General features: G+C 52.9%; 23 protein-coding genes. 15 read left to right on the top strand and 8 right to left on the bottom strand.

The window, feature by feature from the left end:
- Window positions 1-161: 161 nt before the first annotated feature.
- The 3 genes from ACR64Q_RS01830 (at window position 162) to ACR64Q_RS01820 (ending at window position 2,809) form a co-directional block, all read left to right on the top strand.
- Window positions 162-431 (top strand): nitrogen fixation protein NifZ, encoded by a 270-nt coding sequence (locus ACR64Q_RS01830; RefSeq protein WP_313733389.1) that lies wholly within the window; start codon window positions 162-164, stop codon window positions 429-431.
- A gap of 264 nt (window positions 432-695) precedes the next feature.
- Window positions 696-2,288: a SagB/ThcOx family dehydrogenase gene (locus ACR64Q_RS01825; RefSeq protein WP_313733388.1), complete on the top strand. Its 1,593-nt coding sequence runs from the start codon at window positions 696-698 to the stop codon at window positions 2,286-2,288.
- Between the two features lie 125 nt (window positions 2,289-2,413).
- A complete protein-coding gene (locus ACR64Q_RS01820) occupies window positions 2,414-2,809 on the top strand; it encodes a hypothetical protein (protein ID WP_020483361.1) in 396 nt (131 codons plus the stop codon).
- A 19-nt stretch (window positions 2,810-2,828) separates the two neighbouring features.
- On the opposite strand, the gene mnmE is transcribed toward ACR64Q_RS01820, so the two are convergent.
- From mnmE to rpmH, 5 genes are read right to left on the bottom strand one after another with little or no spacing between them, the layout of a single operon-like run.
- The gene (gene mnmE / locus ACR64Q_RS01815; RefSeq protein WP_026603311.1) at window positions 2,829-4,169 is read right to left on the bottom strand and encodes a tRNA uridine-5-carboxymethylaminomethyl(34) synthesis GTPase MnmE; all 1,341 of its coding nucleotides are present in this window, start codon (window positions 4,167-4,169) and stop codon (window positions 2,829-2,831) included.
- Between the two features lie 5 nt (window positions 4,170-4,174).
- On the bottom strand, window positions 4,175-5,881 hold the full coding sequence (yidC, locus tag ACR64Q_RS01810) for a membrane protein insertase YidC (RefSeq protein WP_036276173.1): 1,707 nt from the start codon (window positions 5,879-5,881) through the stop codon (window positions 4,175-4,177).
- Between the two features lie 2 nt (window positions 5,882-5,883).
- Window positions 5,884-6,108 carry a membrane protein insertion efficiency factor YidD gene (yidD, locus tag ACR64Q_RS01805; protein ID WP_081733834.1) on the bottom strand — a complete coding sequence of 75 codons (225 nt, stop codon included), beginning with the start codon at window positions 6,106-6,108 and terminating at the stop codon, window positions 5,884-5,886.
- On the bottom strand, window positions 6,090-6,458 hold the full coding sequence (gene rnpA, locus ACR64Q_RS01800) for a ribonuclease P protein component (protein WP_026603309.1): 369 nt from the start codon (window positions 6,456-6,458) through the stop codon (window positions 6,090-6,092). The genes yidD and rnpA overlap by 19 nt, the downstream gene beginning before the upstream one ends.
- Window positions 6,459-6,593 carry a 50S ribosomal protein L34 gene (gene rpmH / locus ACR64Q_RS01795; RefSeq protein ID WP_020483365.1) on the bottom strand — a complete coding sequence of 45 codons (135 nt, stop codon included), beginning with the start codon at window positions 6,591-6,593 and terminating at the stop codon, window positions 6,459-6,461.
- Window positions 6,594-6,754: 161 nt separating this feature from the next.
- Here rpmH and ACR64Q_RS01790 point away from each other — a divergent pair, with 161 nt between their 5' ends.
- The 11 genes from ACR64Q_RS01790 (at window position 6,755) to ACR64Q_RS01740 (ending at window position 16,133) form a co-directional block, all read left to right on the top strand.
- Complete coding sequence (locus tag ACR64Q_RS01790; RefSeq protein WP_020483366.1) at window positions 6,755-7,147, top strand: glycine zipper family protein; 393 nt, start codon at window positions 6,755-6,757, stop codon at window positions 7,145-7,147.
- Window positions 7,148-7,178: 31 nt separating this feature from the next.
- Window positions 7,179-8,204, top strand: a complete 1,026-nt coding sequence (locus ACR64Q_RS01785) for an inorganic phosphate transporter (protein WP_020483367.1) — start codon at window positions 7,179-7,181, stop codon at window positions 8,202-8,204.
- Window positions 8,205-8,218: 14 nt separating this feature from the next.
- Window positions 8,219-8,860: a DUF47 domain-containing protein gene (locus tag ACR64Q_RS01780; protein WP_020483368.1), complete on the top strand. Its 642-nt coding sequence runs from the start codon at window positions 8,219-8,221 to the stop codon at window positions 8,858-8,860.
- A 174-nt stretch (window positions 8,861-9,034) separates the two neighbouring features.
- Window positions 9,035-9,643, top strand: coding sequence for a glutathione S-transferase N-terminal domain-containing protein (locus ACR64Q_RS01775; RefSeq protein ID WP_409521151.1), 609 nt, complete (start codon window positions 9,035-9,037; stop codon window positions 9,641-9,643).
- Window positions 9,640-10,023: a ClpXP protease specificity-enhancing factor gene (locus tag ACR64Q_RS01770; protein ID WP_026603306.1), complete on the top strand. Its 384-nt coding sequence runs from the start codon at window positions 9,640-9,642 to the stop codon at window positions 10,021-10,023. Before ACR64Q_RS01775 ends, ACR64Q_RS01770 begins: the two co-directional genes overlap by 4 nt.
- Window positions 10,024-10,211: 188 nt before the next feature.
- The gene (locus ACR64Q_RS01765; RefSeq protein ID WP_020483371.1) at window positions 10,212-10,589 is read left to right on the top strand and encodes a 4a-hydroxytetrahydrobiopterin dehydratase; all 378 of its coding nucleotides are present in this window, start codon (window positions 10,212-10,214) and stop codon (window positions 10,587-10,589) included.
- Window positions 10,590-10,599: 10 nt separating this feature from the next.
- The gene (locus ACR64Q_RS01760) at window positions 10,600-11,859 is read left to right on the top strand and encodes a formylmethanofuran dehydrogenase subunit B (protein ID WP_313733387.1); all 1,260 of its coding nucleotides are present in this window, start codon (window positions 10,600-10,602) and stop codon (window positions 11,857-11,859) included.
- Window positions 11,860-11,869: 10 nt separating this feature from the next.
- Window positions 11,870-13,534 (top strand): formylmethanofuran dehydrogenase subunit A, encoded by a 1,665-nt coding sequence (locus ACR64Q_RS01755; RefSeq protein WP_313733386.1) that lies wholly within the window; start codon window positions 11,870-11,872, stop codon window positions 13,532-13,534.
- A complete protein-coding gene (gene fhcD / locus ACR64Q_RS01750; protein ID WP_313733385.1) occupies window positions 13,531-14,427 on the top strand; it encodes a formylmethanofuran--tetrahydromethanopterin N-formyltransferase in 897 nt (298 codons plus the stop codon). The genes ACR64Q_RS01755 and fhcD overlap by 4 nt, the downstream gene beginning before the upstream one ends.
- Window positions 14,424-15,236, top strand: coding sequence for a formylmethanofuran dehydrogenase subunit C (locus tag ACR64Q_RS01745; RefSeq protein WP_313733384.1), 813 nt, complete (start codon window positions 14,424-14,426; stop codon window positions 15,234-15,236). The genes fhcD and ACR64Q_RS01745 overlap by 4 nt, the downstream gene beginning before the upstream one ends.
- A gap of 45 nt (window positions 15,237-15,281) precedes the next feature.
- Window positions 15,282-16,133: a radical SAM protein gene (locus ACR64Q_RS01740; RefSeq protein ID WP_313733383.1), complete on the top strand. Its 852-nt coding sequence runs from the start codon at window positions 15,282-15,284 to the stop codon at window positions 16,131-16,133.
- Here the strand turns inward: ACR64Q_RS01740 and ACR64Q_RS01735 are convergent.
- From ACR64Q_RS01735 to ACR64Q_RS01725, 3 genes are all read right to left on the bottom strand, one after another.
- Entirely contained in the window at window positions 16,130-16,384 is a 255-nt protein-coding gene (locus ACR64Q_RS01735; RefSeq protein WP_026603301.1) for a hypothetical protein, read from the bottom strand. The genes ACR64Q_RS01740 and ACR64Q_RS01735 overlap by 4 nt on opposite strands.
- A 112-nt stretch (window positions 16,385-16,496) precedes the next feature.
- Complete coding sequence (locus ACR64Q_RS01730) at window positions 16,497-17,420, bottom strand: hypothetical protein (RefSeq protein ID WP_313733382.1); 924 nt, start codon at window positions 17,418-17,420, stop codon at window positions 16,497-16,499.
- A 136-nt stretch (window positions 17,421-17,556) separates the two neighbouring features.
- Window positions 17,557-17,760, bottom strand: coding sequence for a cold-shock protein (locus ACR64Q_RS01725; RefSeq protein WP_020483379.1), 204 nt, complete (start codon window positions 17,758-17,760; stop codon window positions 17,557-17,559).
- Between the two features lie 292 nt (window positions 17,761-18,052).
- On the opposite strand from ACR64Q_RS01725, the gene clpB reads away from it, so the two are divergent.
- Window positions 18,053-20,626 (top strand): ATP-dependent chaperone ClpB, encoded by a 2,574-nt coding sequence (gene clpB / locus ACR64Q_RS01720; protein ID WP_313733381.1) that lies wholly within the window; start codon window positions 18,053-18,055, stop codon window positions 20,624-20,626.
- Window positions 20,627-20,667 lie beyond the last annotated feature (41 nt).

Raw genomic sequence — 20,667 nt, 5'->3', positions numbered from 1 at the left:
GTAAACAGATAAAGCAACCAGCATGCCATACGCGAAAATTTCGGCTAAGCCGCTGAAATTGCTCACTCGCCGGCAGATGGCCAACCTTAATCGGCACGCCGTTTCACAACAAACCGAGAGTGTTTGTCGGCTTTACTACAAAACTCTCACAGGAGCACAGCATGAACGTAGAAGATTTAGATTTGGGCGATGTGGTGTACGCCGCGCATACGATTGTTGACGATGGCAGCATGCCTGATAGCGAAGAAGGCGAAGTGCTGGCGTTGGAAGGCGCCCGGGGCGTTATCGTGATGAAAGGACATGTCGAGGAAGATCCTGGACTCACGGTTTTTTTAGTTCGCTTCGAAGACCAAGATCTAAATCTGGGCCGACCGATTGGCTGCTGGACCGAGGACTTGGTCGTTCCGGAAAAAGAGTTAGTTACCCATTAACCCGATTCCGCCCAGCATTAGACAGGTGGTTTAGCCGCCGAGCGTCTCGTCCCGTCGAAGTATTGGCGATTGCCCTGGGCCAAGTGGCGACTGGCTTTGTAACATTCCTACGCTCTCGCGTGGGAATGCCGTGCCCGGCCCACCAATGTCCCGCCGCGCAGCCTTCCAACAAGCGTCAGGAATCGCCGCAATCAAAGGTTTGCATGCGCCGAGGCATGGCGTGTGCTTGAATGAATATACACCCAGCTTAATTAAGGCCAACCCATGCCAACTCCTTCCGAGTCCGTCATCCAATACCACAACCGCACCAAACATCAATTAAATGCCTACGCCAAAGGCCCGGAATCGTTGGATTGGGACGACCAACCCAATCCGTTTCGGCGTTTTAGCGGCTGCGAAGCGGTGAAACTGCCGCCGCCTGGCGCCGAACTGAGTTGTTTGTTCGCTGATTTGGACAAACCGGAACGGATAGAGCGGCTGCCTTTAAACCTGACCAATTTGGGTCTGTTATTGGAATTGTCTTTCGGTTTGTCGGCCTGGAAGCAATTCGGTCCGGACCGCTGGGCCTTGCGCTGTAATCCGTCCAGCGGCAACTTGCATCCGACCGAGGCTTATTTGCTTTGCACTGACCGGGACTTATTACAACCAGGCGCGTATCACTACGTTAGTCACGATCATCATCTGGAACGCCGCAGCCGGTTTACTGCAGATACAGCGACTAAGGAAGTTTATATAGGTCTGTCATCCGTCCACTGGCGAGAAGCCTGGAAATACGGCGAACGGGCCTTTCGCTATTGCCAACATGATATAGGCCACGCTTTGGCAGCGTTAAGTTACGCCGCCGCTTGCTTGGGTTGGTCGATAGAGTTGCTCGGCGAGACTGCCGATGCTGACATCGCCGCTTGGTTGGGGCTGGATCGCAGCGACGATTTTGTCGCTACGGAACATGAGGCGCCGGATTTATTCTGCCGGCTGCACACTAGCAAAATTGCCGTCGGCGCGTTCTCCACCGCATATTTGCCGGAGCTTGCCAAAAGCGCAGAATGGTTCGGAAAAGCCGAGCGCTTAAGCGGCCGGCATTTTTATCGCTGGCCGATTATCGATGAAGTCGCCGCCCAGGCCATAAAGCCCGCCACCACTGCGGAACGGGTAACGCTGCCGAGCCTGGGTCTGCCGCCGCCCAGTCACAATCTCCCTGCCAGCCGTCTGATTCGCCAACGCCGCAGTGCGCAGCATTTCAACGGCAAATCGCCGGATCTACCGCTGGCCGACTTTCATCGCATGCTGGCTGCGCTACTGCCAAATTCAAAACCACCCTTTACGGCCTGGAACTGGCCGGCGCAAATCAATATCGTCTTATTCGTGCATCGGGTAGCGGGTCTGGAGCCGGGCCTGTATTTACTACCGCGTACCACGGATGCGGCGACGGAATTAAAACAGGCTTGTTCCGCCGACTTTGAATGGCAATCAGTCGAAGCGCCGTTCGAATTTTATCGACTGACGGCCGGCAACATCAGGCAAGCTGCGAAAACCCTGTCCTGCCACCAACCCATCGCCAGCGACAGCGCATTTAACTTAGGCATGTTGGCGCGCTTTTCAGAGAATGTGGAAGCCGAAGCTTGGCGCTATCGCCGGCTATTTTGGGAAAGCGGCTTGCTGGGACAGATTTTGTACCTGGAAGCGGAAGCCGCGGGCGTGCGCGGCACCGGCATCGGCTGCTTCTTTGATGATGCAGTGCATGGCGTGTTGGGTTTAAAGGATAACGACTGGCAAAGTCTGTATCACTTTACTATCGGCGAACCGCTGGATGACAGTCGTTTGCAAACGTTTCCGGCCTACGCGCATTTGAGCCAATAGGTCGCGAACGCCCGATTAGCTTGGGTTTGGCGAGCGGGCGAGCCGCGTTGAAATATTTACGAAACAATCCCGCCAACAATGTTTAAAATCATGACTTTATCCCTGCCAACATATGAAGGCCCGCCATGAGTTTTAAATCCAACGTGATCCGCTTTATCATCAAATTAACGCCCAACGCCCTGATCATTTGGGGCGCGAACATCATCATGAAAGGTATCGCGGAGTTAACCCAATTTAATTTCGATCTCGATGCCCGTAAGGTTTATGTGCAGACCCGGCTTTACGGCGAGGAGCACACCATAGAAGTCACGCTGGAAGACTTTGCGGTATTCAACGACGGCGAGTCCTATCGTTTTATTATTCACCGCGCCAATTCCGACCGGCTTTGGCTGAACAACATCCTGGCCAAATTCACCGGCAAAGCCTGGAAAATTCCAACCCTGCCGCTATTTGCCGCGCAACTAGAACTGGTTGCCGAAGTATTTAGCGCCAAGCCGGTGGTATTGGAACAAATTGATTGATCCGGGCCGCGCCAAGCGCTTATTTGCCGATACAAAAGCTGGAAAAAATTTCGCCTAAGAGATCATCCGAGGTAAATTCGCCGGTGATGGCGGATAAGCTGGTTTGCGCCTGGCGCAGTTCTTCGGCAACCAGTTCGTGGGCTTGATGCTGCAATTGCTCGGCGGCGCGGTCGACGGCCTGCGCCGCCAGTTGCAGGGCTTGGATGTGGCGCGTTCTAGCGACAAACACGTTATCCGCGCTTTCGGTAAAGCCCATGCTTTGCTTCAGGTGTTGGCGCAGTAAATCCAGTCCCAATCGGTGTTTGATGGACAGATGAATTTCCGCGCCGTGCGGTGTTTCCAAGGCCTGGGGCTGGCCGCCGACCAAATCGATTTTATTGAACACTTTGGTGACCGCTATATTGGCCGGCAGACTGGCGTCCAGGCTGGCGCCATCCGGGTCGGTGCTGTCTATCAAGAGTAAAATTCGGTCGGCCTTGGCAATTTCCTGGCGGGCGCGGCGGATGCCTTCCTGCTCGACCGGGTTGTCGCTGTCGTGCAAGCCTGCGGTATCGATGATATGCAAAGGCATGCCATCCAGTTGAATACGTTCGCGCAGCACGTCACGCGTGGTGCCGGCAATATCGGTCACGATGGCCGCATCATGACCGGCCAGGGCGTTCAATAAACTGGATTTGCCGGCATTGGGTTTGCCGGCCAGCACCACGGTCATGCCGTCATGTAACAGCCTGCCCTGCTGAGCGGTTTTACAGATTTCGGCAAGTTTACTTTGCAAGCGCGCTATGCGCCCGGCTACCACGCCATCACCAAGAAAGTCGATTTCTTCATCGACAAAATCAATGGCCGCTTCGATAAACACCCGCAGTTCGATCAGTTCATCTATCAATTCGTTAATCTGTTCGGAAAACACGCCTTGCATAGATTGCTGCGCAGAGCGCACGGCTTGCTCGGTGCCGCTGCTGATCAGGTCGGCTATGGCTTCGGCTTGAGCCAAATCGATTTTGTTATTCAGAAAAGCCCGCTGACTGAATTCGCCGGGATTCGCCAGTCGCGCGCCCAGGGCCAATACTCGCCGCAGCAGCATATCCAACACCACGCTGCCGCCGTGGCCTTGCAGTTCTACAACCTGTTCACCGGTAAACGAAGCCGGCGCGGCAAAATACAACAGCAATCCGCTGTCGATCACCCGGCCATCGGCATCGAGGAAATTGGCATATTGTGCGTAGCGAGGTTTGGGAAGATTTTTGCCGGTGAGGCTTTGCACGATTCCGGGCGCGGACGGCCCGGAGATGCGAATGACGCCGACGCCGCCGTTACCGGGCGGCGTGGCAATGGCGGCTATGGTGTCGCCGTCACGCATGCGTTTTAGTGGGCGTGATTGTCTTCGGCCAGCACGTGTTTGGTGATGTACCACTGTTGAATGATCGACAAGCTGTTGTTGCAGATCCAGTACAGTACCAAACCGGATGGGAAGAACAGGAAGAACACGGTGAAAACGATAGGGAACATTTTCATCACCTGGGCTTGCAGCGGATCGATAGGTGCCGGATTCAAGCTTTGCTGAATCTTCATGGTGATGCCGTACAGGATCGGCAACAGATAGAATGGGTCTTGCGCGGACAAGTCATGTATCCACAAGGCAAACTCGGCCTGACGCAATTCCACCGTTTCGATCAATACCCAATACAGGGAAATGAACACCGGAATCTGCACCATGATCGGCAAACAGCCGCCGAGCGGATTCACTTTTTCCTTTTTGTACATCGCCATCATTTCGGTGTTGAACTTCTGGCGGTCGTCGGGATAACGCTCTTGCAGCTCTTTCAAGCGCGGCTGGATTTTGCGCATTTTTGCCATGGACTGGAAGCTGGCTTTCGACAGCTTAAAGAACAGCAATTTGATACACAGAGTCACACCCAAAATTGCCACACCCCAGTTTTCCACGTAACCGTAGATTTGGTTCAGCAGCCAGTAGATAGGCTTGGCTACCACGGTCAACCAACTGTAATCGACTGTCAATTCCAGACCTGGGGCAATGGCTTCCATGACCGGCTGAATTTTGGGACCAACAAACAATTGCGATTTAAGCACCGCTTCGCCATTGGCGGGCACGCTGACATCCGGCGAATAGGAACCGATGACATAACGGGCATCGTTCAGGGCTTTGGTGTAAAAATGGTTTTCCTGATCCGCAGGCGGAATCCAGGCAGCGGCGAAGTAATGCTGGATAAACGCACTCCAACCGCCTTGGCTAACGACGTTTAAGGTGTCGTCTGCCATGTCTTCGTATTTAACTTTTTTGTACTTGTCTTTCTCGGTGTAAACCACGCCACCGGAGTAAGTTCTGATGAAGTTGTTATTGCTTTTATCGCTGTGCTCGACCCGCAACAGTTGGTCGTACTGTTTGCCGACCCAAGGGTTGGCGGTTTGGTTGGCGACTTTTTGCTCGACTTGCACCAAATAGCTGCCGCGTTTGAACGTAAAGGTTTTGGTGACTTTCAAACCTTGTTGATTAGTCCACGTTAGCGGGATGCTGATTTGCTCTTGACCGTCTGCCAACTCATAGGACGTTTGCTCGGCAGTGAACACCGCGTGATGATCGGGAGCAGCAGCGGAATTCTGACTGGCGACTAGACCGGTTTGCGCCAAAAACATTTTTTCCGGACTGCTATCGAACAGCCGAATCGGCGATAAATCTTTCGCCGGCGCTTGCATACCTATCAAGGCATAAGCCGCGCTGACTGCGGAATTTTCTTTCTCGTGCGGATATTGCAACAAATCCAGGTTGCGTAAGGTACCGCCTTCGGTATCGATTTCCAGTGCAAACACATCGGTTTTGACTTTGACGACTTTGTCGGCGGCAACTTGCGCAGCAGCAGCCTGACCGGCAGTTTGTTGTGTACCTGGCTGGGCGGGATCCGCATTAGCCACAGTCCCGGCATCGCCGGCTACAATGGGCTTGTCGGAGATGATGGCCTGCGGCTTGGGACCGTAATCAATCTGCCATGACTCCCACAACATGTAGGAGATCATCAACATCGCCATGACAAGTACAAATCTTATGTTATCCATTGTTATTTACTCAATTTTTCCGGAACAGGATCGATGCCACCCTCGTGGAACGGATGGCATTTCAATAATCGTCGAAGCGTGAGGTAAGAGCCTTTGAAAGCACCATGAATCTGGATTGCCTCTAAGCCATAACTTGAACAGCTGGGATAAAAACGACATCTGGGTCCCAGCAAAGGACTTATGAAGTATTTGTAAACCTTGATCAGGGTTATGAGCAGGAATCGCATCGATCTACCAGTTTATGCCAATGCCTTTCCAATGACTTCCTCAATATGGGCGAGGCTGCATTTGCTGCATCGCCTCGTGCCAAAACAACAATATCAATGCTGACGATATGTTGACGCTGTAATCTAAAACTTTCCCTGACAGCCCTTTTTATGCGGTTCCGTGCGACTGCTTTTTTTATAGTTTTTTTTGCGATGGCCAAACCCAGCCGCGGATGCTGCAGGATATTGCTCGTCGCCAATACCGTAAAATATTTATCTGTGGACTTTACGGGATTGGTAAATACTTTTTTATACTCAGCGGGCGTCCCTAGCCGATACTGATCGGGAAAGCCGAAATCTTCCGCCGACAATTAAACCGTCAGCGAAGCGCGGCCTTTGGCTCTGCGCGCATTGATCACTTTGCGACCACCTACGGTAGCCATTCTGGCACGAAAGCCGTGAGTTCTTGCGCGTTTAATTTTGCTGGGTTGATAAGTTCTTTTCATGTGCTACTGCCTATGGTGATAAAAACGGATAAAAAAGGCTGCGAATCATACGTGACAGGCTTGCCAGTGTCAATTTGACTTGTAAATTTCCAAAACAGTGCAAAATGAACTACTCTCTGGAACACTACCGATGCATTCAGCATTATTGAAGGAGACTTGTTATGCATAAATTACCGTTTAAATCGATTTTAGCAACCAGCTTGTTAGTCGCAGGTTGCGCCACCACCACCGGCTGGACTCCCACCGTGGACACCTATAACGATCCCAATGCGTTCCGTTTGAATCAAGACATGCAGGAATGCGAACAGTTGGCTTCGCAGTCGGCCAGCACGGTTAAGGACACTGCGACCGGTGCAGCCGTCGGCGGCTTGATAGGCGCGGCGGGCGGCGCGGCAATTGGCGCGGTAGTCGGCAACCCTGGCACCGGCGCTGCCATTGGCGCCGCGGCCGGCGGTATTGGCGGCGGCGCTCAACAAGGCATACATTCCAACGACAGCTATAAAAATGCCTACCGCAACTGCCTCAGACAGCGCGGTCACAACGTCGTCAATTAATCCGCATTAACCCGTCGCTATTTTGGAGGCATTGGTTCCGTTTATCGGTGTTGCGATCATCATTGTACTGGTATTTGATTACACCAATGGTTTTCATGATGCCTCCAATATCATTGCCAGCGTCATCGCCTCCCGCGCGATGACGCCGGCTCAGGCGGTTATGCTGGTTGCAATCTTCGAATTCCTGGGGCCGCTACTCGGCGGAACTGCCGTCGCCAATACAGTAGGCACCTTGCTCGACCTTTCCTTTATCCCCAAAGCCGATGCGCTGTTAATCGTGGTGTCAGGCCTTTTTGCCGCGGTGTTCTGGAATTTGTTTACCTGGTGGCGCGGCCTCCCATCCTCCTCCTCGCACGCACTGGTAGGCGGCTTGATCGGCGCCACGCTAATCGGCATAGGCAGCGAACCCATCGCCTGGGGATTCAACGAATTAAGCGACGGCCGAATACATGGCTTCAGCAAAATTCTACTGGCTTTACTGCTCTCGCCCGTCTTGGGCTTTCTGGTGGGCTTTGTAATTCAGCGGATGACGATGTTCTTATTGCGGTCCGCATCGCCAAGCATTAATCGGCAGCTTCGTAACGTCCAGTGGCTAACCGCCGCCGCACTAGCTTTTGCTCACGGCGCCAACGACGCGCAAAAAAGCATGGGCGTGTTGACCTTGATTTTGTTACTTAGCGGGGAAATCGACAGCTTTAAAGTGCCAGGCTGGGTGATGTTGTTTTGCGCTTGCGCCATGACCGCCGGCGTGCTGACCGGCGGCTGGCGCATCGTGCGGACCTTAGGTTTTGCCATCTATAAAATCCGCCCGATCCACGCCCTAAATGCCCAACTGAGCGCATGCCTGACCATTTTCGGCAGCTCGCTGATGGGCGCACCGGTTTCGACGACACACGTGGTGGCGTCTTCGATTATGGGCATAGGCGCTTCTGATCGACCAAGAGCGGTGCGCTGGGGAAAAGCCTTGGAAATTTTGCGAACCTGGCTGATCACCATCCCCGGCTCGGCAATGATCGCCTGCATCAGTTTTCTGATATTCGATTACCTTCTTAAATAGCCACTGCAATCTTCATGTCATCTCCCAAGCTTTCACTGGCCTCACGGCTGTTCCAGAGAATATTCCCCAAAACCGCAGACTTTTATCTGTTACTGCACCAACAGTGCCAGCAGGTCTGCGTCACCGTCGACAATCTGGTCCGCTTCATGGCCAGTGAATCGGTGGAAGCCGGCAAGATGCTGAAAGAAGACGAACACGAAGCCGACCGGATCCGCATTCACAACCTGCACGAACTAAACAGCTCGTTTGCCACGCCGATAGACCGCGAAGACATTTATCGCGCCATCGCCTCCATGGACAGCATCGTTACCTATTGCAAAAGCACTTATAACGAGATGGAAGCACTGGAACTGAACCCCGACAGCCATTCACAGGCGATGGTCATCGAGCTGCAAGTGGGCATCAAAGCGCTGGAGCGCGGCTTCGCAGTCTTGGGCAAACATCCTTCCGAGGCCGAACAACACGCCTTTGCCGCCCGCCATTCGGAACGCCGTATCGAGAAGATGTACCGCAAGGCCATCGCCGACTTATTCCAAGGCGAAGACTACTTAAACATGTTTAAACAACGCGAGCTTTACCGGCATCTGTCCAATGCCGCCGACAAGGTTCATGCCACCGCGAATGTACTGGAAGACATCATCGTCAAACTGGGCTGAATAGTGCGACAAGCCGTTTAAAATAGCCCCGTGCAGCCCGTTATTTTCAACGGGCGAATGCGTCCGGCATCGCCCCCAAAAGCCCTATCATCCATGCTACAATCTGCCCCGGTTTAAATCCTGTTACTCAAAGAGGTTCACTTCGTGGCAAACATCACCAGCCGAAAATCCGCAATGACTCTTTTTTCATCGCCAGCCTGCATAATGAGCCACTGCGCCAGGCTAGTTGTATACGAAAAAGGCGTGCCAGCGGAAGTTGAGTTTTTCGACCCGAATGACCCGCCCGAAGACCTGCTGGAACTGAACCCCAACGGTAATGCCCCGACTTTCGTGGAACGCGACTTGGTGCTGTACGACGCCCGCATCATCATGGAATATTTGGATGAACGCTTCCCTCACCCCGCCTTGCATCAAATGGACCCGGTCTCCCGCGCCAACGCCCGGATGCTGATCAAACGCATCGATCAGGAGTGGTATCCGCTGCTGGATGACGTTCTCGTCAACGGTGACAAAAAGGCCGCCAAAGCTAAAAAACAGCTCCGGGAAAGTTTGATGGCTGCGGCGCCGGTATTTGAAGCCACACCGTATTTCATGAGCGAGGAGTACTCTCTGATCGATTGTGCGATGGCGCCGTTCTTGTGGCGACTACCGAGCATCGGCATTGATATTGCCGGCCTAGGCAAAGGCATCACTGCCTACGCCAACCGACTTTTCTCCAGACGGGCTTTTCAAGAAAGCCTGAGCCGCGAAGAAAAAGACATGATGCAAGCCCCAAGCAAATGACCCCACTAAAACCCTATCTGATTCGCGCCATCTATGAATGGATCGTCGACAACAGCCTGACCCCCCATCTGTTAGTCAATGCCGACTACCCCGGCGTAACGCTGCCGGGCGACTTCGTGGAAGACGGCCGAATCGTGCTGAACATGCGCCCGGAAGCCATTCAAGGCTTGGTGCTGGGCAATGAAGAAATCCAATTCAACGCCCGTTTTTCCGGCAAACCCATGCGTATTATCGCGCCGTGCAAAGCGGTTTTGGCCATCTATGCCAAGGAAAACGGCAAGGGTATGATTTTCGACCCGGAAGAAAATGAGGACGAAACCCCACCGACACCGACAGAACCCAAACCTCCGCAAAAACCGCAATTGAGAGTGGTTAAATAGCAAACGTATGCCGAAAGGAATGCCTCGGTACCGAGGCATTCTTCAGCCAGCCTAAGTAAACCTGTAAAAAAGCCTCCTCCAGTTACCGACAATTGGCACCGAAACCCAGCCAAACACCTGTACACCTTAAAGACACCGACTAAACTGTGCGATAGAATGCCGAGTCATTTCAATCCGGGGGATAAACGATGTCGCACGATACTGCCAAGGTCTATAGCGAGACCGAAATCGCCGAGCGTTTAACACAGGAACTGCCGCACTGGTATTACGAAAACGGCTGGATCCGCCGCAAAATAAAGACCAGCGGCTGGAAAGCGACTTTAATGGTTGTCAATACAGTCGGCCACTTGGCCGAAAAAGCCTGGCACCACCCGGATTTAACTGTTTCCTATGCGTTTGTGATCGTCAAACTGGTCACGCATTCGGCAAAAGGCATCACGGATAAAGATTTTCTGCTGGCCAAAAAAATTGAAGAAGTGTTGTTGTGGGATGCAGCGGAAACCTCCGCCGGCATCTTTGAAGGCACACCCGACGATCCACGATTCAAATATATTAAAAAAGATTGAGGACTTTTCTATGACTGAAATTACCGAGGTACCCAGCCCTTTTTGCGGCATTGGTACCGACGACCTGAGCATACGGGTGGACGGCACAACCTTGAAAGTGACCGCAAACGGTTGCTCAGTCAATACACCGGCATTCGAGCAGGCCATAGCGGACACCTCGCCGCGCATTGCCGGGCAGGCAGCGAGCTTGGAAGCGGCGGCCAGCAAAGCTGCGGAATTACTACGAGACACTAATCAACCTGTGATTGGCGGCTGCGCGACCGACGTTAACGGCATGCGCGCCCTGCTGGCTTTAGCCGACAAGAGCGGCGCGGTGGTCGATAACCTCAATTTTAGTAACGCCCGCCGCAATTTGCTGGCTTTGCAGGACTCCGGCTGGATGAATACCACGTTAGCCGAACTGAAAAACCGTTGCGATTTATTGCTGGTGGTCGGCACCGATCTGGAGGCCTTTGCCCCGCGTTTTTTCGAGAAATATCTGTGGAACGAAGAATCGATGTTCCTCGACAGCACTGCCAACCGCGAAATTATTTATCTGGGTAAAGCACCGTCTGGAAACGCCTCAACGTCTCCTACCGGCCAAAAAGCCAGCGTACTAACTTGTGCTGACGCCGACTTGCCGGATGTGACCGCCGCATTGTCAGCCCTGGTTAAAGGCCGCATATTACACGCACAAAGCGTCGCCGGCATTGCCATTAGCGATTTGCAATCCATCGCGGACAAACTGAAAGCCGCCCATTACGGCGTAGTGCTGTGGGGCGCAGCGGCATTGGCATTTGATCAAGCAGAGCTGACCGTACAAACCCTATGTAATATCGTCAAAGACCTTAACCAGTTAGGCACACGCTGCTCCGGTTTCCCATTGGGCGGCAAGGAAGGCGACCAAACCGCTAACCAAGTCTGCGGCTGGACTACCGGTTACCCGGCGCGCGTCAATTTTGCCCGTGGCTATCCCGAGTACGACCCTTATCTGTACGACACCCAAGCGCTGCTAAATAACGGCGAGGCCGATGCCATGGTGTGGGTTCAAACCTTTAACAGCAGCGCACTGCCGCCGAAAACCGACTTACCGACCATCGTCATCGGCCGCTCAGGCATGAAGTTCGAGAATGAGCCGGATGTGTTCATTCCGGTCGGCACGCCCGGCATCGACCATGCCGGACACGCTTATCGCCTGGACAACGTGGTGGCGATCCGCCTGAAAAAATTGCGCGACTCCGGCCTACCCAGCACCGCCGAAGTCCTGACCGCTATCGAACAAGCACTTTAGGATCAAACACATGCTGATAAAACTTACAGGTGGAACCGTTTACGATCCGGCCAGCGGCATCGACGGGCAACAGCAAGACATTTACGTACAGGATGGCCGCATTATCGATGCGCCAAAAGACGACAGACCGGTCGATCAAGAATACGATCTGCGCGGCAAGGTAGTCATGTCCGGCGCCATCGACATGCACACGCATATCGGCGGCGGCAAAGGCAATATCGCCCGCACCCTGCTGCCTGAAGACCATCGCCAGGACCCGGTGCACCGCACACCCATCACCCGCTCCGGCAACGGCCACGCGATGCCCAGCACCTATGTCGCCGGCTATCGTTACGCGGAAATGGGCTATACCGCCTGCTTCGAACCGGCGGTATTGCCGATCAACGCCCGCCAAGCACACATGGAAATGGGCGACACGCCGATAGTCGACAAGGGCGGTTACGTGATGCTGGGCAGCGATGACTTTTTGCTGCGCATGATGACCGCCAACAAAGATCAAAAAGCCATCAATGATTACGTAGCTTGGACACTGAACGCCGCCAAGGGTATCGGCATTAAAGTGGTGAATGCCGGCGGCATCAGCGCGTTTAAATTTAACCAGCGCAAACTGGATTTGGACGAGCAAAACAGCCATTACGCTGTGACGCCAAGACAGATCCTGCAAACCCTAGCCAGAGCCGTGCAAGAGTTGGGCATCACGCATCCGCTACATGTGCATGGTTGCAACCTGGGCGTCCCCGGCAATCTGGAAACAACCCTAAACACTATCGAAGGCATCGACGGCTTGCCGATGCACTTGACGCATATTCAGTTCCATAGCTACGGTAAAGAAGGCGATTTCAAATTCTCCTCCGGCGCCGCGCAAATTGCCGAGGCGATCAACAACAACAAGAACATTACAGCCGATGTCGGCCAGATTTTGTTTGGGCAAACCGTCACAGCCTCCGGCGACAACATGCGCCAACACGCCAACCATCGCTTCGCCAGCCCCAATAAATGGGTATGCATGGACATCGAATGCGATGCCGGCTGCGGCGTGGTGCCGTTTAAATACAAGGACCAAAACTTCGTCAATGCCTTGCAGTGGGCGATTGGTTTGGAAATCTTCCTGTTGGTCGAAGACCCCTGGCGAATCTTCCTGACCACCGACCACCCCAACGGCGCGCCGTTCACCAGCTATCCGCATTTGATCCGCTTGCTGATGGACCGCAGCTTCCGTAACGACATGCTGGCCACCATTCATCCGGAAGCGCAAAAAATGACGACGTTGGCATCCATCGAGCGCGAATACACGCTGAACGAAATCGCCATCATGACCCGTGCCGGCGCGGCCCGCATCATCGGTTTGAAAGACCGCGGCGCCTTGAGTACCGGTAACTTCGCCGACATCACCGTTTACACCGAAAACGCGGACCGTCAGACCATGTTTACCAAACCGGATTACGTGTTCAAAGACGGTGAACTTGTAGTCAAAGACGGCGAAGTCGTGAAAGTCACCTGGGGCACCACCCACATCGTCAAACCGGACTACGATCTATCCATCGAAAAAGACCTCAAACCTTATTTCGACAAATACCTGACCATGAAACTCGGCAACTTTAAAATCAGCGACGATGAAATTAGCGAGGACGGGCGCGGCAGTTTGACGGCACATCCATTAAGAGGTGCAGCATGATCATTAACGGCGTAACCATCGATAAAACCTTCGCCGAAGCCTTCCCGATGAAGGCGACACGCGCCATCATCACCGCGCAAAACGAAAAATGGGCGATGATTTCCGCGCAAGCGATGACTGGCTTTGCCACTTCCGTGATTGCCTGCGGCTGCGAGGCCGGCATTGAGAGAGTATTAAGCCCGGACGAAACACCGGACGGACGGCCCGGCGTCGGCATCATGATTTATGCGATGGGCGGCAAAGGTTTAGCCAAGCAATTGGAAACCCGTGCCGGCCAATGCGTATTGACCTCGCCGACTTCGGCCTTATTTGCCGGCATTGAAGGCGGCAAGCCAATTCCCTTGGGTAAGAACCTGCGCTACTTCGGCGATGGCTTTCAAATTGCCAAGAAAATCGGCGGCAAGCGTTATTGGCGAGTGCCTGTGATGGATGGTGAATTCTTGACTGAAGCCACGACCGGCATGGTCGATGCGGTCGGCGGCGGTAATTTTCTGGTGTTGGCGGAATCGCAACCGCAAGCCCTAGCGGCCTGCGAGGCGGCGATTGAAGAAATGCGCAAAATTCCCAATGTGATTATGCCCTTCCCTGGCGGCGTGGTACGTTCCGGATCGAAAGTCGGATCGAAATACGCCTCGTTAGGCGCATCTACCAACGACGCCTTTTGCCCCACGTTAAAAGGCGTGACCAAAACCGATTTGTCGCCGGAAATCGAATCGGTGATGGAAATCGTCATTGACGGCTTGAGCAAGGAAGACATCGATAAAGCCATGCGCGTCGGTATTCAAGCGGTTTGCGATCTGGGCGCCGCCAATGGCATCAAACGTATCAGTGCCGGCAACTATGGCGGCAAACTGGGCCCGTTCCACTTTCATTTGCAGGAGATCATGGCATGAGCGCGTTAACCTTCACCCTGAAACAGCCCACCGACCAGCGCATCGACATGTCGCCGCTGGTATGTCAAAAGCTGCAAGGTTTGGATGTGGATGCAATTGCCGCTATCGAACTTCAAAACGGCAAGCGGCGGATGCGAGTTGATGAATTGTTTTATATTACCGGCATGAACACCCAGGAAATCATCATCGCCTACAGTAACGGAAAGTTGGACTTTATCGGTAAAGAACTGGACGGCGGCAGCATCAGTGTGCAAGGCGATGCCGGCGCTTATCTGGGCATGCAAATGAAATCGGGCACTATCAACGTTAGCGGCGACGCGGGCTTGTACGCTGCTTGTGAAATGAAAAACGGCTTTCTGCAAATCGAAGGCGATGCCGGAGATTTTCTGGGTGGCGCTTTACCCGGCAACAAACAAGGCATGAAAGGCGGCACGGTGCTGGTGAAAGGCAATGTCGGCCAGCGCGCTGGCGACCACATGCGGCGCGGCCAGATTCTGATCGAAGGCAATGTCGGCGATTATTGCGGCTCGCGCATGCTGGCAGGCACTATCGCAGTAATGGGTGAGACCGGCCGCTATCTGGGCTACGCGATGCGGCGCGGTACCTTGTTGCTGTGGAATAAGCCGCAGTTGTCCGCCACCTTTAACGATTGCGGCTCGCATACCCTGGCCTTCCTGCCTATATTGTTCGCCTCGTTCAAATCCTTCAACTCGCGGTTTGCCGACGGCGGCGCGGCGTTTAACCGCGTGCAGCGTTACGGCGGCGACATGGCGGAAACCGGACGCGGCGAAGTGCTGGTCCGAATCTAACCCATTGCCGCGTAAACCGATTACGGTTTGCGCGGCGCATCTCAAGTGAACCCGATACTCACCACCACAAATCATAACCGCAACGTTGCCGGTCTGAAATATGTGTACCCGGTCATCTCTCGTCGTGCGGGCGGTTTGTCGATTGGGGTAAACTTCAACCCAAATAGTGCCTGCAACTGGCGCTGCATTTATTGCCAAGTACCGGAGTTACAGCGCGGCAACGCACCGGAAATGGATTTTGCATTGCTGGAGCAGGAACTGCGTTTCTTTCTGGAATACGTGCAGCACGGTGATTTTTTCGAGCAATTTAACGTAGAAATCAACCAGCGTGTTATCAAGGATATCGCCATTTCCGGCAACGGCGAGCCGACCAGCCTGATGGATTTCGATAAAGCCGTACATCTGATCGGCGAGATTGCCACCGAATCAGGCGTATTTCCTGCCAGCAAATTCGTCTTGATCAGTAATGGCAGCTTAATACACCAATCAACAGTGCAAGCAGGCTTGGCGGAATTCGGCCGGTATCACGGCGAACTCTGGTTCAAGCTGGACAGTGCGACCGAACAGGGCCGTAAACTGATCAACAACACCGGCCAGAGTCAGCACAAATTATTAGAGCACCTAAAGATTGCCACCAGCCTTTGCCCAACCAAACTACAAACCTGCATGCTGCGTTATCGGCAAGCGTGGTCTGACAGTGAAAAACAAGCCTATTTAGCGCTTTTGCAGGAATTACGAGCTAGCAAGATTAAACTGCAAGAAATTATGCTTTACAGCGTGGCCAGACAATCGTTCCAAGCGGAAGCAAACGAGCTAGAAAGAATGGATATTGAAGAGATGAATGCGTTTGCCGCTGACATCAAAGCGCTGGGCTATGATGTCAGCGTTAGCCATTAGGCCATAACATCGAGAAGAGATCCGAGCATTTTTTCATGAGTCTTGATCATTTTGGCACCAGCTGAGGTTTCCAACTCTGCTTCTTTCAAGCTCAACACCGGCTTAAATAAGTCAGCTGAACCGACATCTTTTGAACCACCGACTTCCTGAGCTTGCACCGGCAAATTCGCAATCGTTTGCGCGGCGGTACTGGCTTTTTGCTGAGCATTACTGATCAGAGTGGTTGCGCTATTCAGTACATTGCTAATCATGGTACACCTCCTGCAAATCGAGTTTGCATCATACCGCTCCGGTTATCGGCTTGCCAAGCGCAGAGCTTTAACTTCTCAACGCCGTTTTGCCTACCCAGTCACACTTACTTAACTATTTGTCTTTCTTAACTATTTTTACGTAGAGATCTTTCAAAAACGGCAGACCTTGGCTCTGGAATTTCGACCAGACATAAACACCGGCTTGCTTCAGTAACTCAGCTAATTTTTTTGCCGCAGCTTCTCCGCCAATCTGCTTAAATTTAGCTTCAACTATCGTACTCCACTGCGGTCTAGGCTGACCATCGGCATCCAGAAACACCCTATCAAACAACCACATTTCCGCGACTGACACCGTCCACATAAACGCAAACGACACCGCCATGCCACCACCTGCCACGATCACCAGCCAAGCGAATATCGGATCCAGCTTCGTCAACCACCACGACAAAATATCCACCAGCAAAAACACATACGGCATGCCGATAGCGATACATTTGTACTTGATGGTACTGGTTTCTGAAAAGCTGAAAATCAAGCCAACAAACATGAAGATAAAGCTGATACCGAACAAGTGAATATGCGAAACCCGTGTCAGAGAGCTAAAGGTGGCACCTTCATCTTCCTTGGTGTACTCCTTCAACACTTTGAAATCACTCAAATTGGGGATGGACGCATCCTTGTTGTGGCACATCACGCATCGATTCTCGATGATTTTATCGACTCCGCGATCAACAAAATCATCCTGATCAGCACCATCGCGCACCCATTGGATGATGGCAAAACGTTCCTGCTCCGAAGCGTTTTCTTTCATTGCCCCGTTTAATTGAGTCTCCAACATAGTGCCGGAGCGGTTGCCGTAATAACTGTAGACAATATCGTCTATCGACAAGCCAAACTTGCCGTCAGCCATACCGTGAGTAAATAGAATTTGGATCAAGGCCATCAGATAGCCGACCGCCACGGTAGTCAAATAGCCGGTAAACAGCACTTTGACAGGGGTATCCATTTGTTTTAAAGAAGAAAATTCGCGTGCCATGGTCAGTTACGCCGAAAAGAGAGGGATGGCTGCATTATAGCTTGGTTATATTACCGTTAACCGAAAATTCCGTATTGTTGCGGGCATAAAAAAGGCCCTTGCAAGCAAGAGCCTTTTTACCCGTAACCGTTAACGCTTATCTGGGCAGGACGTTCGCGGCAGTCAAACCTTTAGGACCGGACTCGATATCGAATTGAACCGATTGGCCTGGCGACAAGGTCTTAAAACCTTCGCCCTTGATAACGGAATGATGTACAAAAACATCTTCCTTGCCTTCGGAAGGCTCAATAAATCCAAACCCTTTGGTATTGTTAAACCACTTTACAGTGCCTGTTGCCATTTCTAAAACTCCTACAAAATAAAACTAATGGTTACGCAGACCGACAATATTGACAACCGGACCTGCTGACTAGCAATGGCCATAATCCCTCAACATCTGTTATCTGAGCGGCGACATTGTACTTTGAAACATTTATCAAGGCTACCAACGATGTCCATCTCAACCCGCCAATCAATAGCAATAATTTCATCCAAAAAATAGTGGAATTATCCGCTAGTCCTCGCTTGAAAAGCGCTACGTAGCGCCCCATCTCTGCGGCAACACAATTTATATCCCAAATGAGGTACGCAGCATGCGAATGGATAAATTAACCAGTAAATTTCAACAAGCGCTCAGCGACGCGCAAAGCATGGCCTTGGGCAAAGATCACCAATTTATAGAGCCCGTGCATGTCATGTTAGCGCTGATCGATCAGGAAGGCGGCAGCATCAAGCCATTGCTGATGCAGGTCGGCATTCAGGTCAACGCGTTGCGTAACGAACTAAGCAAGGAAATCGACCGCCTGGCCAGCGTCTCGGGGTCCGGCGGCGACGTGCAAATTTCCAATGAGCTGTCGCGGATGCTAAATCTGACTGACAAACTGGCGCAGAAACGTAAAGATGCGTTCATTTCCAGCGAACTGTTTTTGCTGGCAGCCCTGGAAGCCAGCAGTTCCCTGCAAAAAATCCTGAAACAGGCCGGCGTCACCGCATCGGCCGTGGAAAAAGCCATAGAAAACATGCGCGGCGGCCAAAACGTCAACGACGCCAATGCCGAAGATCAACGTCAAGCCCTGAAAAAATACACCATCAACCTGACCGAACGCGCTGAGCAAGGCAAACTCGACCCAGTGATCGGTCGTGACGACGAAATCCGCCGCACGATCCAGGTCTTGCAGCGCCGCACCAAGAATAACCCGGTCTTGATTGGCGAACCCGGTGTCGGCAAAACCGCGATTGTGGAAGGCTTGGCACAACGCATCGTCAACGGCGAAGTACCCGAGGGTATCAAGGGCAAGCAATTGCTATCTTTGGATATGGCGGCGCTGATTGCTGGCGCCAAGTTTCGCGGCGAGTTCGAAGAACGCTTGAAAGCCGTATTGAACGACGTTGCCAAACAGGAAGGCCAGATCATCCTGTTCATCGACGAGTTGCATACCATGGTCGGCGCGGGTAAGGCCGAAGGCGCGATGGACGCCGGCAACATGCTGAAGCCAGCTCTGGCCCGCGGCGAACTGCATTGCGTCGGCGCCACCACGCTGGACGAATACCGGCAATACATCGAAAAAGACGCCGCTTTGGAACGGCGCTTTCAAAAAGTACTGGTCGACGAGCCCAGCGTCGAAGACACCATCGCTATCTTGCGCGGCTTAAAAGAACGGTACGAAATTCATCACCGTGTCGAAATCACCGATCCGGCCATTGTCTCAGCAGCTATGCTGTCGCACCGCTACATCTCCGACCGCCAGCTGCCGGACAAAGCCATCGACTTGATTGACGAAGCCGCCAGCCGGATCCGCATGGAAATGGACTCCAAGCCCGAGGCTATGGATAAACTCAGCCGCCGTTTGATACAGCTGAAAATTGAGCGTGAGGCGATGAAAAACGAAACCGACGCGGCCTCGAAAAAACGTCTGGAAATACTGCAAGTGGAAATCGCCGATCTGGAGAAAGAATACTCGGACCTGGACGAAATCTGGAAGGCCGAAAAAGCCGCGCTGCAAGGCACCGCCAGCATAAAAGAAAATCTGGAGCGCGCCCGCCTGGAATTGGAAGCGGCCCGCCGCAGCCAAGATTATGCACGCATGTCGGAACTGCAATACGGCGAAATTCCTAAGCTGGAAAAAGAGCTGGATCTGGCATCGCAGGCGGAAATGCAAGAAACCACCTTGTTGCGCAGCAGGGTGACCGAAGAAGAAATCGCTGAAGTGGTCTCGAAATGGACCGGCATTCCAGTTTCGAAAATGATGGAAGGCGAGCGCGAAAAACTCCTGCGCATGGAAGAAGAACTGGGTAAACGGGTGATCGGCCAAACCGAAGCCTTAAAAGCCGTCAGCAACGCCATCCGCCGTTCGCGGGCCGGCCTGTCCGATCCGAACCGGCCCAACGGCTCGTTCCTGTTTTTAGGTCCGACCGGTGTCGGTAAAACCGAGTTATGCAAGGCTCTAGCTGAGTTCATGTTTGACACCGAAGAAGCCATGGTCCGCATCGATATGTCGGAGTTCATGGAGAAACATTCGGTGGCCCGCTTGATCGGCGCACCGCCCGGTTATGTTGGCTATGAAGAAGGTGGCTATCTAACAGAAGCGGTGCGTAGGAAACCCTACTCGGTGATCCTGCTCGACGAAATCGAGAAAGCCCACAACGATGTGTTTAACGTATTGCTGCAAGTATTGGACGATGGCCGCTTGACTGATGGCCAGGGCCGGACTGTGGACTTTAAAAACACGGTGGTAGTCATGACGTCGAACTTGGGCTCCAGCGTGATCCAGGAACTGGCTGGCGAGAGTAATTACATCGAAATGAAGGATGCGGTAATGGACATCGTCGGCCAGCATTTCCGGCCGGAATTCATCAACCGGGTAGATGAAGCCGTGGTCTTCCATCCGCTAGGCCAAGGCCAAATCCGTGCGATCTGCAAAATTCAGATCGAGCTGCTACACCAACGTTTACAAGAAAAAGACATGGGTATGGAAGTCAGCGAAGCGGCTTTGGATTTACTTGGCGAAGCTGGCTTCGACCCTGTTTATGGGGCGCGGCCGCTGAAACGAGCGATACAACGGCAGCTGGAAAATCCTCTTGCAAATGAAATTCTCTCGGGGCATTTCATTCCTGGGAATGTAATTAAAATCGATGTCGCTAACGACGGACTGACATTTAGCAAATAAATGTAGTTGGTGGAGCCGGACTAGACCAATGTCTAGCCCGG

Source organism: Methylomonas sp. 2F7 (genome assembly GCF_057126975.1).
The sequence above is the reverse complement of the archived record's forward strand: the minus strand, read 5'-3'. Positions and strand labels throughout refer to the sequence as shown.

Coding starts and splice junctions, on each gene's coding strand:
- ACR64Q_RS01760 (WP_313733387.1), top strand. CDS start 10,600: ATGACTGAAATTACCGAGGTACCCAGCCCTTTTTGCGGCATTGGTACC.
- ACR64Q_RS01765 (WP_020483371.1), top strand. CDS start 10,212: ATGTCGCACGATACTGCCAAGGTCTATAGCGAGACCGAAATCGCCGAG.
- ACR64Q_RS01825 (WP_313733388.1), top strand. CDS start 696: ATGCCAACTCCTTCCGAGTCCGTCATCCAATACCACAACCGCACCAAA.
- clpB (WP_313733381.1), top strand. CDS start 18,053: ATGCGAATGGATAAATTAACCAGTAAATTTCAACAAGCGCTCAGCGAC.
- mnmE (WP_026603311.1), bottom strand. CDS start 4,169: ATGCGTGACGGCGACACCATAGCCGCCATTGCCACGCCGCCCGGTAAC.
- ACR64Q_RS01830 (WP_313733389.1), top strand. CDS start 162: ATGAACGTAGAAGATTTAGATTTGGGCGATGTGGTGTACGCCGCGCAT.
- ACR64Q_RS01755 (WP_313733386.1), top strand. CDS start 11,870: ATGCTGATAAAACTTACAGGTGGAACCGTTTACGATCCGGCCAGCGGC.
- ACR64Q_RS01730 (WP_313733382.1), bottom strand. CDS start 17,420: ATGGCACGCGAATTTTCTTCTTTAAAACAAATGGATACCCCTGTCAAA.
- rpmH (WP_020483365.1), bottom strand. CDS start 6,593: ATGAAAAGAACTTATCAACCCAGCAAAATTAAACGCGCAAGAACTCAC.
- ACR64Q_RS01735 (WP_026603301.1), bottom strand. CDS start 16,384: ATGATTAGCAATGTACTGAATAGCGCAACCACTCTGATCAGTAATGCT.
- ACR64Q_RS01725 (WP_020483379.1), bottom strand. CDS start 17,760: ATGGCAACAGGCACTGTAAAGTGGTTTAACAATACCAAAGGGTTTGGA.
- ACR64Q_RS01775 (WP_409521151.1), top strand. CDS start 9,035: ATGACTCTTTTTTCATCGCCAGCCTGCATAATGAGCCACTGCGCCAGG.
- ACR64Q_RS01820 (WP_020483361.1), top strand. CDS start 2,414: ATGAGTTTTAAATCCAACGTGATCCGCTTTATCATCAAATTAACGCCC.
- ACR64Q_RS01790 (WP_020483366.1), top strand. CDS start 6,755: ATGCATAAATTACCGTTTAAATCGATTTTAGCAACCAGCTTGTTAGTC.
- yidD (WP_081733834.1), bottom strand. CDS start 6,108: ATGCGATTCCTGCTCATAACCCTGATCAAGGTTTACAAATACTTCATA.
- yidC (WP_036276173.1), bottom strand. CDS start 5,881: ATGGATAACATAAGATTTGTACTTGTCATGGCGATGTTGATGATCTCC.
- fhcD (WP_313733385.1), top strand. CDS start 13,531: ATGATCATTAACGGCGTAACCATCGATAAAACCTTCGCCGAAGCCTTC.
- ACR64Q_RS01745 (WP_313733384.1), top strand. CDS start 14,424: ATGAGCGCGTTAACCTTCACCCTGAAACAGCCCACCGACCAGCGCATC.
- ACR64Q_RS01770 (WP_026603306.1), top strand. CDS start 9,640: ATGACCCCACTAAAACCCTATCTGATTCGCGCCATCTATGAATGGATC.
- ACR64Q_RS01780 (WP_020483368.1), top strand. CDS start 8,219: ATGTCATCTCCCAAGCTTTCACTGGCCTCACGGCTGTTCCAGAGAATA.